We start from the raw sequence: 12,375 nt of genomic DNA, 5'->3' as shown, positions 1-12,375 counted from the left end.
TGGTGTATTAACTGTAACTCCTGCAAATCTAGCCATTGCTGCGGATGATAAGTTTAAAATTTATGGAGAAGCCAATCCACCATTAACTCTTAATTATACCGGCTTTGTCAATGGCGATACTGAGGCAAGTTTACTTACTCCGGCCATTGCTTCTACCACAGCCGATGCGACAAGTCCAGTCGGATCTTATCCAATAACAATAAGCGGTGCAACTTCGCTTAATTATACAATAGGTTATACATCAGGGGCAACATTAACTGTAACTCCTGCAAATCTAGCTATTGCTGCCGATGATAAAACCAAAATTTATGGAGAAGCCAATCCACCATTAACCCTTAATTACACAGGTTTTGTCAATGGCGATACCGAAGCAAGTTTACTTACTCCGGCCATTGCTTCTACCACAGCCGATGCGACAAGTCCTGTAGGATCTTATCCAATAACAATAAGCGGTGCAACTTCGCTTAATTATACAATAGGTTATACATCAGGGGCAACATTAACAGTTACTCCTGCAAATCTAGCTATTGCAGCCGATGATAAATTTAAAATTTATGGAGAAGCCAATCCACCATTAACTCTTAATTACACCGGCTTTGTCAATGGCGATACCGAAGCTAATTTACTCACTCCTGCAATTGCGTCTACCACAGCCGATGCGGCAAGTCCTGTAGGATCTTATCCAATAACAATAAGCGGTGCAACTTCGCTTAATTATACAATAGATTATACATCAGGGGCAACATTAACAGTTACTCCTGCAAATCTAGCCATTGCAGCTGATGATAAGTTTAAAATTTATGGAGAAGCAAATCCACCATTAACCCTTAATTACACCGGTTTTGTCAATGGCGATACCGAAGCAAGTTTACTTACTCCGGCCATTGCTTCTACCACAGCCGATGCAACAAGTCCAGTAGGATCTTATCCAATAACAATAAGCGGTGCAACTTCGCTTAATTATACAATAGGTTATACATCAGGGGCAACATTAACAGTTACTCCTGCAAATCTAGCTATTGCTGCCGATGATAAGTTTAAAATTTATGGAGAAGCCAATCCACCATTAACCCTTAATTACACCGGCTTTGTCAATGGTGATACCGAAGCGAGTTTACTCAGTCCTGCAATTGCTTCTACCACAGCCGACGCGACAAGTCCTGTAGGGTCTTATCCAATAACAATAAGCGGTGCAACTTCACTGAATTATACAATTGGTTATACATCAGGAGCGACATTAACAGTTACTCCTGCAAATCTAGCCATTGCAGCTGATGATAAGTTTAAAATTTATGGAGAAGCAAGTCCACCATTAACCCTTAATTACACAGGTTTTGTCAATGGCGATACCGAAGCAAGTTTACTTACTCCGGCCATTGCTTCTACAACAGCCGATGCGACAAGTCCAGTAGGATCTTATCCAATAACAATAAGCGGTGCAACTTCACTGAATTATACAATTGGTTATACATCAGGATCGACATTAACAGTTACTCCTGCAAATCTAGTCATTGCAGCCGATGATAAGTTTAAAATTTACGGAGAAGCAAATCCAACATTAACCCTTAATTACACAGGTTTTGTCAATGGAGATACTGAGGCAAGCTTACTTACTCCGGCAATTGCTTCTACCACAGCCGATGCGACAAGTCCAGTCGGATCTTATCCAATAACAATAAGCGGTGCAACTTCACTGAATTATACAATTGGTTATACATCTGGAGCAACATTAACAGTTACTCCCGCAAATTTAACGATCACAGCAGACAATCAAAGTAAAACTTACGGATCAGTAAATCCAACTTTAACAGCAAGTTATTCAGGTTTTGTCAACGGAGATACAGCGGCAAGTTTCACTACTTTGCCAACAATTGCAACAACGGCAGTTACAGGAAGTAGTGTTGGAATTTATCCAATAACAGCAAGCGGAGCAGTAAACCCGAATTATAGTATTAATTACGTTGATGGAACTTTAACGGTAACAGCGGCGACATTAACCATCACAGCAGATAACCAAACCAAAACTTACGGATCAGTAAATCCTACATTCACAGCAAGTTATTCAGGTTTTGTAAATGGAGATACAGCGGCAAGTTTCACTACTTTGCCAACAATTGCAACAACGGCAGTTACAGGAAGTAATGTTGGAACTTATCCAATTACGGCAAGCGGAGCAGTTATTTCGAATTATGCTATTAACTACGTTGATGGAACTTTAACCGTTACAACGGCGACATTAACCATCACAGCAGATAACCAAACCAAAACTTACGGATCAGTAAATCCAACATTAACAGCAACTTATTCAGGTTTTGTAAATGGAGATACAGCATCAAGTTTTACTACTTTCCCAACAATTGCAACAACCGCAGTTACAGGAAGTAGTGTTGGAACGTATCCAATTACAGCGAGCGGAGCAGTAAACCCAAATTATGCTATTAATTATATTGATGGAACTTTAACCGTTACAACGGCGACATTAACCATCACCGCAGATAACCAAACCAAAACTTACGGATCAGCAAATCCAGCATTAACAGCCAGTTATTCAGGTTTTGTCAACGGAGATACAGCGGCGAGTTTTACCACTTTGCCAACAATTTCTACAACTGAAGTTACAGGAAGTAATGTTGGAACTTATCCAATAACTGCAAGCGGAGCAGTGAACCCTAATTACACTATTAGTTATTTCAATGGAACTTTAACGGTAACAACTGCGAGTTTAACTATTACAGCCGACAATAAAACCAGAGATTACGGAGCACCAAATCCGGTACTAACGGCAAGTTATTCCGGTTTTGTCAATGGTGATACATCAGCGAGTTTAACCACTCAGCCAATTATTGCAACAATAGCAAATGCTACGAGCCCGGTTGGGGTGTATGCGATTACAGTAAGTGGTGCGGTTGATTCCAATTACAGTATTACCTATGTTACCGGTATCCTAACAGTTATTTCGTCAACAATATTCAATGATGCCGACCTATCTAGTCTGACGGTTAATAATGGTACATTAAGCCCTGCTTTTTCACCAAATGTTCTTTCATACACTGTAAATGTTGCCAGTACTATTAGTTCAGAAACAATAACAGCAATTGCTGATGATCCTTTGGCAAAAATTACTATTAATGGAATTACAGTTCAAAGCGGATCTCCATACACAATAGCTTTAGTCCCGGGTCAAAATACGGTAGTAATTAGAGTCGTAGGAGAAGATGGAATTACAACAAAAAGCTATACCCTAAATATTATCAGAGAAAAATCCGGTATTGCAACTTTATCTGATTTAACGATAAGTGAAGGCACATTAAATCCTGTATTCGAATCAGATATAAACAATTATTCTGCTGTTGTTAAGTACGATGTAGCATCAATTAATGTACGTCCAACCGCAACTGATTTAGGATCAAAAATAACCGTAAATGGTTTACCTGTTTCAAGTGGTACATTTAGCGCTCCCGTAACTCTTATTGCCGGAGAAAATATAATCGAAACAATTGTTACTGCTCAGGATGGCATTACAAAAGAAACCTATACTATAAAAGTATACAAAGGAATTTCACCAGATCAATTAGTAGTCAACAATATTCTATCTCCAAATGGTGACGGAAAAAATGATTTTTGGGTAATTAAGGATATTGAGCTTTTCCCTAATAATGTGGTCACAGTTTATGACAGAGCGGGCCGAATTGTATATTCTAAAAAATCGTATAGTAACGAATGGGACGGATCATACAGCGGATCTCCGTTAAACAACGATACCTATTACTATTTGATTGATCTGGGAGATAATCTGCCAAAAATTAAAGGTTTCATCACCATGCTTAGGGATTAATGCCTCTTACTAAGAGTTAAAAAAAAGAAATAATTGTTATATCATAACCCTATCGATATGAATACAACTAAAAAAATATTTATGAGATTATTTGCCATTAAGCCCATCCTGTTTTTGAGCATAGTTTTAGTAGTAAATAATACTGCCAATGCACAATTAAACAAATTCGAAGCCATGTATTATCAAAACCAGTATTTAGGCAATCCGGCTATGGCAGGGTTCAATAAAGGCCTGAATGTAAATATAGGATATCAGCGGCAGTGGGATGATGTGCCCGGAAATCCGGTAATGATGTATGCAACGGCAGAATACAATCCGGAGAGCAGAGCGGCTTATGGTCTTAATTTCTATAGTGACAGAGCAGGTTTAATTACCAATACAAGAGTTTTGGGAACCTTTGCATATCATTTGCCCCTTGATGGCGAGGATCGCAAAATAAATTTCGGACTTTCATTAGGAGGTAGATTTCTCTCGCTTGATAAGAGTAAAATTAATGGCGATATAAATGATCCTTCTATTCAGAATTTTGATGAAGGCGGCGCTTTAGATGGTGATTTTGGTATCTCATACACTACAAGATTATTAACTGTTCAGGCAGCTGTACCGAATTTAAATAATACCTTTTTCGAAAATGATAATGGAGAAAGACGTTATGTAGATAGCCAGATTTTCTATTCAGCGATAAGTTATAAAATATATGTATCAAGCCGAATAAATGATTTTAATATTGAGCCTCTTGTAGCGTATAGAGGCATTAGGGGATATAAAGATATTGTAGATATTGGTGCAAACTTTACTATGCCGGAATATAATATGAATATCTCGGCTATGTATCATACCAACGAAGTCATTTCGGGCTCGTTTGGGATTAACTTAGATAAACTGGGTATCTTTTTATCCTATTCTAGTTTTATTGGTAATACGGGTGCTTTTGCAAATGATGGGTTTGAACTTGGTTTACGCTATAAATTTTTAGAATAAATCGTGATTATTTATTAATTGTTTCTATAATCTTTTCGCGGTGGCTTAATCCCCAATTAACTAATGTTTCCGTTACCGGAAGTACTGATTTTCCGTATTCTGTAATGGCATAAACTACCGTAATAGGTTTTGTTTGCTGTTCTGTTCTCGAAACAAGTAGATTAGTTTCCAGTTCCTTTAATTCTTTACTCAGCATCTTGGCCGAAATGCCACCGATCTCACGCTGCATTTTCTTGAAATTAATTACCTGATGCGTTCTGTTGGTCAGGAAACGCAGGATCATCAGCTTCCATTTTCCTCCCAAAACATCCAGACTATCACGCATGGCCATCAATTCTTCTGAACAATTGGCTTCGCGAAGCGTTCCGTTATCATTAATTTTTGCCATAGTAGTTTCTTGTTGGTAAGCGGTAACCTCGGGTTAACCCATAGCAAAAATAAAGTATTTGTACTGTAATTTCGTAAGATAAAAGAAGAAAAATGAAAGCAATTGTATTACATCAAAATGGAGATTTTAAACTCGAAGAAGTTGATACTCCGCAACCAAAAGAGCAGCAGGTTCAGGTAAAAATAGCAGCGGCAGGATTTAATCCAATAGATTATCAGATGACCGAAAATCGAACGGAACGCAAGTTGTTGCATTCGCCAATATTAGGCAGGGAATTCTCGGGCGTTGTCTCAGCTGTTGGAGAAGGAATAACCGATTTTAAAATAGGAGATGCTGTTTTTTGCGGTTCCGGAAGTATGGGGTCGAATGGTACTTATGCTGAATATATTTGTGTTCCCGCCGCCATTGTAATGCATTTGCCCCAGAATATTTCGTTTGAAGAAAGTGCCGGAATATCTTCTGCAGGATTGACAGCTTTGCAATCGATAAACAGGATGAAAGCAAATCTTGCGGATTCTATTTTTGTAACCGGCGGCGCTGGCGGAGTAGGGAACATGCTAATTAAATTACTTCTGTCAAAAGGATATCATAATCTTACTGTAACAGCCGGAAACGAAAAAAGTATTGCTGCGCTGTTAGATCTTGGCTTAAAGCCAAATCAGATTATCGATTACAGAAAAGATGAGGTTTATGAAACGGCTTTGGCTTTAAACAATAACAAACATTTTGATTTTGCAGTAGATCTGGTGGGGAATGAAATATCCCTTTCAGCAGCAAAACTTTTAAAAATAAACGGAACTTATGTTGATGTTACTAATTTTTCTACACAGGATTCCCGTGAAGTTCTTTTTAGCAGAGGTGCTACAATTCTCAATATCTCCAATTATGCTTTTGGCTTAGATAAGCAATTTGACTATTATAAAAATGGATTGAATGAATTGAGAGTTTTACTCGAAAACAAATCGATCACGCCACCAAAAATTGAAATAGTTGGCAATTTAGATGAGGAAACTGTTTTGAAAGCGCTCAGCATTCTTCGCGAAAACAAAACCAACGGAAAGAAATTAATTATGCAAATCAATCGACTATGAAAACAATTCCCAGAAGGATCATTACAGGAATACGCAACGGAAAATCAATAATCGAAAAGGACGCAATTGTATCGAATGTTTCAGAACATTTTCCGGGTTTGATTATATCTGATATTTGGTCGACAGATAGTATGCCTGTAAAATTAGAAGAAGAAAAAGTAATCGAAAATACCGCTTTCCCGAATACGCCCAAAAATGGAAGTTATTTTAGATACGTTCAGATTCCGCCGGACAAGGATCTTGGGATTGTAGCATTAGAAGGTCAGCCTCATCCTTTGATGCATCAAACAGATACATTAGATTATATCGTAATTCTTTCCGGAGAAATCTGGCTTATTGTGGATGAAGGCGAAACGTTATTGCAAGCCGGTGATATTGTCGTGCAAAGAGGAACCAATCATGCCTGGAGTAATCGATCTGAGTTGCCTTGTATTCAGTTGGCGATATTATTGGATGCTGGAAAATAAGATTTTCGAAACCTATGGTACACGGATGACACGGATTCGCTTCGCGAAAACGCGGATTTGCACTGTTTTTTTACAAAAGATAGAATATGTGGGTGGTTGTTAGGTTGAGAACGGGCGTTGATAATCTACGTGAAAACTTTGTCAAAGTTCGAAACTTTGACAAAGTTAACTACACTGTATGTCATCCTGAGGCACGAAGGATCACACTCGAAACTCCGCAACGGTAAGAACTAATCTTTGTCGAGCTTCTTGTGCGATCCTTCGTGCCTCAGGATGACAAGATTGCGGGTAACCATTATAAGTAAAATAAAAAAATCCGCGCACATCGGCGTTTTAGCGAAGCGAATCCGTGTCATCCGCGTACAATATTCAAGTTAATTTTGATTATGATGGTCGAATCCCGTTGCGCTCTTCGACTTCGTTCAGAGTGACAATCGGTAATAATGTAAGAAGAAGCTTTGTCAAAGTTCGAAACTTTGACAAAGTGATAAAAACAACGAAATCAGCGTAAATCGATTTAAATCCGTGTCATCAGTGTGCCATCAAAAAAATCTCTTATGAATCCTAAAGCCCTAGCCCTGATGGGAGGGAAAATCCTTTTGTGCCGGGGTTCGGCACAAAAGATTTGGAAGGACAGCAGGAAACAGCTCCTAATCTTTAAAACAGTCTATTAAATTGATAGGGTTAAAAAAGTTTGTGATTTTGCATTGAAATTCAAATTATCTCTTTAAATTTGCCGCAGCAATGAAAAACGATAACCAGAATACCAATTATTATAGCTGCAGCATAATGTGTTGCGCGACTATGCGATGGTATGAACTGGCTTATATATAAAAATAAAATGATTTATTTCTGAAGCCTTTCATAATCTATTGAAAGGCTTTTTGATTTTAAATTTTAGAATTTCAGAAGCGTTAAGTATTGATGTCTGTGGATGTAGCAGATTTAATTTGAATTTAAAAAATGATTGAATTAAAAAATGTCACCAAGAATTTTCATCAGAAAAACCGAATCGTTTCGGCTTTATCAGATGTTTCGCTTAAAGTTCCGCCGGGGAAAATATTTGGTGTAATTGGAACTTCGGGAGCTGGAAAAAGTACCTTGATTCGTTGTGTGAACTTATTGGAAAGACCAACTTCGGGAGAAATTATCGTAGACGGAAAATCGTTGATACAATTATCGAATGCACAATTGGCAATCGAAAGAAGACAAATTGGGATGATTTTTCAGCATTTCAACTTGCTTTCGTCGAGAACGGTTTTCGAAAATGTAGCTTTTCCGTTAGAATTGGTTGGCGCATCAAAGGAAGCTATTCGAACTCGTGTTTTTGAATTATTGGAATTGGTAGGTTTGGCCGAAAAAGCAAATGATTATCCTGCAAGCCTTTCGGGAGGTCAGAAACAAAGGGTTGCTATTGCAAGAACATTGGCGAATAACCCAAAAGTGTTACTTTGTGATGAAGCTACGAGTGCGCTTGATCCTGCAACTACAAGATCGATTTTGAATTTATTGAAGGATATTAACCGTCGTTTAAACATCACGATTTTGTTGATTACGCACCAAATGGAAGTCGTAAAATCGATTTGCGATGAGGTTGCGGTAATCAGTCACGGAAAACTGATCGAGCAGGGAAGTGTAGGAGAAATTTTTGCCGATCCTAAACACGAATTAACCAAAGAATTTATTGCTTCGTCTTTGCATTTGGATATTCCGAGAGTATATCAGGAAAGATTGCAAAAGGAAGATGGTGAAGGTTTGAGTCCGTTATTGAGACTTGAAATGACCGGAAAATCAGTAAATGAGCCTGTAATTTCTGAAGTTTCGAGATTGTTTGATACCAACTTTAAAATCGTAAGTGCACAAATGGATCAGGCGGGAGATGTAAATTTTGGTGTAATGCTGATCGAATTATCGGGCAAACGCGAAAATTACGAAGCTGCAATTGAATATTTTATTTCTAAACATATTAAAACAGAAATCATAGGTTATGTCTGATTCTACTATTACCTTATTATTAAACGGTACCTGGGAAACCATCGTGATGACATTTGTGTCGGGTTTTTTTGGTTTTGCATTGGGTCTTCCTACCGGTATTTTGCTTTTTCTTACGAGAAAAAATCAAATTCTGGAGCAATCCGTTTTAAACAGAACTTTATCGGTTTTGGTGAATATTTTTCGTTCGATTCCGTTCATAATATTAATCGTTTGGATGATTCCGTTTACGCGTGCGCTGGTAGGAACTTCTATTGGTGTAAGTGCAGCGTTGGTTCCGTTAAGCATTGGAGCAGCGCCATTTATTGCCAGGTTGGTCGAGAATAGTCTTCTTGGTTTGCCTTCGGGATTAATCGAAGCGGCAAGAGCTTTGGGCGCAACGCCTTTGCAAATTGTCTACAAAGTATTGCTTCCGGAAGCTTTACCTTCTTTAATAAATGCTGCATCGATTACCTTAATCACGCTTGTGGGATATTCTGCAATGGGTGGTGCAGTTGGTGCCGGCGGTTTAGGACAAGTGGGATATCAGTACGGATATATTGGTTATGATGCCGTAATTATGAATTCGGTTTTAGCGTTGTTGGTAATTTTGGTATTCGTGATTCAGTTTACGGGTGACTTTTTATCGAAACGATTTGATCACAGATAAATGCTTTGAGATTACTTTGAGATTTTACCGCAAAGTGCGCAAAGTTTTTTTTAGAATATCGTAAATTTTGTGAGAAGGTTAAGTTCGCAAAGCTTTGCGAACTTAAATTGTGCTAGCACAACTTAAAACTTAACGAACTCTGCGAAAAAACTTTGCGTTCTTTGCGGTAAAAAAACACATTAAAATCCTTGCACACGTTACGGTTAAATTCTAGACAACAGATAGATTTGAATTAAAAATTAAGAATTAAAAATTAAAAAAATACAAGAATGAATACGAACTTAAATTTTCTAAAAGCAATCGGAATTATTGCCTTGACACTTTCATTGGCAAATTGTGGCAAATCCAAAAACAACGATCCGCACCACATAAAAGTTGGGGTTGCAACAGGACCGGAATATAAAGTAGCAGAAGCGGCTAAAAAAGTAGCAAAAGAAAAATACGGACTTGAAGTAGAGTTGATTTCTTTTAATGATTACGTGATTCCTAACGAAGCTTTGAGCCAGGGAGATATTGATGCAAATGCTTTTCAGCACAAACCTTATCTTGATGAGCAATCGAAACAACGCGGATACAAATTGGCGATTATTGGTAAAACATTCATTTACCCTATCGCAGCGTATTCTAAAAAGATTAAAAGTCTGGCAGATTTGAAAGATGAGAGCACTATTATTATCCCAAATGACCCAACAAACGGAGGACGTTCGTTATTGCTTTTGGAGAAAAACGGTTTGCTAAAATTGAAAGACGGAATTGGTTTATTACCTAAAGTAACAGATATTGTAAGCAATCCTAAAAAGCTTAAAATCTTAGAACTAGAAGCACCTCAATTGCCAAGAGCTCTTGATGATGCCAATGTAACAATTGCGATTATAAATAATACGTTTGCTTCTCAGGCAGGATTAGTTCCGTCGCGTGATGCTTTGTTTGTAGAGGATAAAGATTCTCCTTATGTAAACTTAGTAGTAAGTCGTGAGGATAATAAAAACGAAGAAAAAGTAAAACAGTTTTTACAAGCTTTTCAATCTCCAGAAGTTGAAGCAGCAGCGCTTAAAGAATTTAAAGGCGGAGCTGTAAAAGGCTGGTAAAAAATAGTTGTATTTTTTTAATACAACCAAAAAAGCGCTAAGTCATAGATTTAGCGCTTTTTTTATGTTGTAATTTGAATGTTTTGTTAAGCCGATTTTGAATTGATATGCTCAAAAAGCGTGTCAAATTTTGTTCCCAGTTTTTTCTTAAGTCGTTGTTTCGATTTCTTTACAGCATCGGGTGTAATGCCTAGTAATTCGGCGATTTCGTTGTTGTTGAAATTTAGTTTCTGTAACAATAAAATTCTTTTATTAGAATCTGTAATCTCCGGAAAATCATTTTGTAATAATTGGTAAAATTCAGGATGTTCTTTTTGAAATTCTCTCTTAAAGGTATTCCAGTTATTTTCTGTCATTAAATGAGATTCCAGCAAAGTACTCAGTTTTTTATTTTCCTTCTCGAGATAGTGAGATGATGATTGTTTAATATGGTCGATCTCATTTTTTAGTTTTTTGATTTGAATATTCTTATCCTTTAAATAATCGATCTGGGCATTCAAATTTTCATGCGCTTCGGTTAGCTTATGTTCCGTTTTTACTTTTTCTAATTCTAATAAAGTAACTTTTTGATTGTATTTTAATTGTCTGTTTTTTAGTTGTTTTTTAAAGTTTAAGAATATAAATATTGCTGATATAAAAGCCATAATAATCACAATAGCATACATGTTTTTCATTGCAGATTCATGCTTGACCTCATTTGCAGTTCTGTTTATATTTTGTTGGAATTTTGTTTTCTGAATGACCCAATTAGCATTACTTATCGCAATATCACCATCTTTGTTTTTTAGAGAATCTTCTAAAACAATCATTCTTCTTCTGAGCGCCAATTCATTATCAGTCTTATTTTGCTGTTTTAAAATATCTAATTTAAGTTTGATGATTTGCAGTTCTGATTTTTTGAAATAGGATTTCGAATCGGCAATTTCTTTGGCTTTGTTTAGTATTTCTTCTGCCTGAGCAAGATTATTATTTTTTACGTACAATTCTGCCAAAAGGATAGAGGCATACATCGTGTTTTGGTCACTTTGTTCGTTTTCTGAAATTTGAATATCTTCTTTCAATAAAGAAATCGCTGCCTGCAAATCACCGTTTTTTTCTTTTATAAGAGCCAGATTACCTAAAGCTTTTGCATATCGAAGCTTATTATCTATTTGCTTTGCCATTACAGCTGCTTTATTAAAATAAGATTCAGCTGCTTTGTCATTTCCCATTCGAAAATAGTTGATTCCAATATTATCAATTATCGAAGCATATTCGGCAGTTTTTATTGGAGTGTATTTTTGGGCAAGATTCAGATAATACAATGATTCTGGATAATCTTCAAGGGTTTGCAGGATCCAGCCAATTTTCTTGAAAGTTTCTCCGGGAAGAATAATTTCATTATCAGGCAGTTTTTTTATTTTATCAATTACTCGCAGCAATCTTGGTGTCATGCTTGTATAATCCCTGTAAAGATAGAGATAGCTGATATAGTTAAGTTGTGCCCAGATTTCAAGAGACAAATCTTTTTGTACAACAGCACTTTTTATAGATTGTAAATAATAAAAATTACTTTTTGAATTGGTGGTATTATAAAAATCACTGTATCCGTTAGCAAGCAAACCTTCGTAAACAGATCTGTATTCTTTTGATTTGCTTAGAGGATCAAGATATTTTTTTAATGAAACAGTATCACTTTCAAAAGATTTTTGTTGAACCAGAAGTGCCTCGATATTGGCAATCTTACCTGGTTTGGACGGAATCTGTAATGGAACGTTTTGGGATTTTACTTGTACAATAAAAAGCAATAAAAGGACACAATATGATTTTTTAAAAAGCATTACGTTTTTATCAGTGGTTATCAAATTTGGTGCGTAAAAATAGTAAAAAAAATCTATTACTTTT

General features: G+C 36.7%; 9 protein-coding genes. 7 read left to right on the top strand and 2 right to left on the bottom strand.

The window, feature by feature from the left end:
• A partial coding sequence (locus ACIDC4_RS20310) for an MBG domain-containing protein (protein WP_488381161.1) occupies positions 1-3,835 on the top strand: 3,835 nt, incomplete at its 5' end.
• A gap of 57 nt (positions 3,836-3,892) precedes the next feature.
• Complete coding sequence (locus tag ACIDC4_RS20305) at positions 3,893-4,816, top strand: PorP/SprF family type IX secretion system membrane protein (protein ID WP_412045649.1); 924 nt, start codon at positions 3,893-3,895, stop codon at positions 4,814-4,816.
• A gap of 7 nt (positions 4,817-4,823) precedes the next feature.
• On the opposite strand, the gene ACIDC4_RS20300 is transcribed toward ACIDC4_RS20305, so the two are convergent.
• Positions 4,824-5,204 (bottom strand): winged helix-turn-helix transcriptional regulator, encoded by a 381-nt coding sequence (locus tag ACIDC4_RS20300; protein ID WP_412045648.1) that lies wholly within the window; start codon positions 5,202-5,204, stop codon positions 4,824-4,826.
• 92 nt (positions 5,205-5,296) lie between these two features.
• On the opposite strand from ACIDC4_RS20300, the gene ACIDC4_RS20295 reads away from it, so the two are divergent.
• From ACIDC4_RS20295 to metQ, 5 genes are all read left to right on the top strand, one after another.
• Complete coding sequence (locus ACIDC4_RS20295) at positions 5,297-6,295, top strand: NADP-dependent oxidoreductase (RefSeq protein WP_412045647.1); 999 nt, start codon at positions 5,297-5,299, stop codon at positions 6,293-6,295.
• The gene (locus ACIDC4_RS20290) at positions 6,292-6,762 is read left to right on the top strand and encodes a cupin domain-containing protein (protein ID WP_412045646.1); all 471 of its coding nucleotides are present in this window, start codon (positions 6,292-6,294) and stop codon (positions 6,760-6,762) included. The genes ACIDC4_RS20295 and ACIDC4_RS20290 overlap by 4 nt, the downstream gene beginning before the upstream one ends.
• Before the next feature lie 963 nt (positions 6,763-7,725).
• Positions 7,726-8,757, top strand: coding sequence for a methionine ABC transporter ATP-binding protein MetN (gene metN / locus ACIDC4_RS20285; RefSeq protein ID WP_412045645.1), 1,032 nt, complete (start codon positions 7,726-7,728; stop codon positions 8,755-8,757).
• On the top strand, positions 8,750-9,403 hold the full coding sequence (locus ACIDC4_RS20280; RefSeq protein WP_412045644.1) for a methionine ABC transporter permease MetI: 654 nt from the start codon (positions 8,750-8,752) through the stop codon (positions 9,401-9,403). The genes metN and ACIDC4_RS20280 overlap by 8 nt, the downstream gene beginning before the upstream one ends.
• Positions 9,404-9,672: 269 nt before the next feature.
• The gene (gene metQ / locus ACIDC4_RS20275; RefSeq protein WP_412045643.1) at positions 9,673-10,491 is read left to right on the top strand and encodes a methionine ABC transporter substrate-binding lipoprotein MetQ; all 819 of its coding nucleotides are present in this window, start codon (positions 9,673-9,675) and stop codon (positions 10,489-10,491) included.
• 86 nt (positions 10,492-10,577) lie between these two features.
• Here metQ and ACIDC4_RS20270 read toward each other — a convergent pair whose 3' ends face one another.
• On the bottom strand, positions 10,578-12,311 hold the full coding sequence (locus ACIDC4_RS20270) for a tetratricopeptide repeat protein (protein ID WP_412045642.1): 1,734 nt from the start codon (positions 12,309-12,311) through the stop codon (positions 10,578-10,580).
• Positions 12,312-12,375 lie beyond the last annotated feature (64 nt).

Origin of the sequence: Flavobacterium sp. C3NV (assembly GCF_046825355.2) — a bacterium.
Taxonomy (GTDB): Bacteria; Bacteroidota; Bacteroidia; order Flavobacteriales; family Flavobacteriaceae; genus Flavobacterium.
This window is presented reverse-complemented; position numbering and strand designations above follow the sequence as displayed.

Bases quoted from the DNA above. Each gene is read 5' to 3' on its own strand.
- ACIDC4_RS20270 (WP_412045642.1), bottom strand. From the start codon at position 12,311: ATGCTTTTTAAAAAATCATATTGTGTCCTTTTATTGCTTTTTATTGTA.
- ACIDC4_RS20280 (WP_412045644.1), top strand. From the start codon at position 8,750: ATGTCTGATTCTACTATTACCTTATTATTAAACGGTACCTGGGAAACC.
- metN (WP_412045645.1), top strand. From the start codon at position 7,726: ATGATTGAATTAAAAAATGTCACCAAGAATTTTCATCAGAAAAACCGA.
- metQ (WP_412045643.1), top strand. From the start codon at position 9,673: ATGAATACGAACTTAAATTTTCTAAAAGCAATCGGAATTATTGCCTTG.
- ACIDC4_RS20290 (WP_412045646.1), top strand. From the start codon at position 6,292: ATGAAAACAATTCCCAGAAGGATCATTACAGGAATACGCAACGGAAAA.
- ACIDC4_RS20300 (WP_412045648.1), bottom strand. From the start codon at position 5,204: ATGGCAAAAATTAATGATAACGGAACGCTTCGCGAAGCCAATTGTTCA.
- ACIDC4_RS20295 (WP_412045647.1), top strand. From the start codon at position 5,297: ATGAAAGCAATTGTATTACATCAAAATGGAGATTTTAAACTCGAAGAA.
- ACIDC4_RS20305 (WP_412045649.1), top strand. From the start codon at position 3,893: ATGAATACAACTAAAAAAATATTTATGAGATTATTTGCCATTAAGCCC.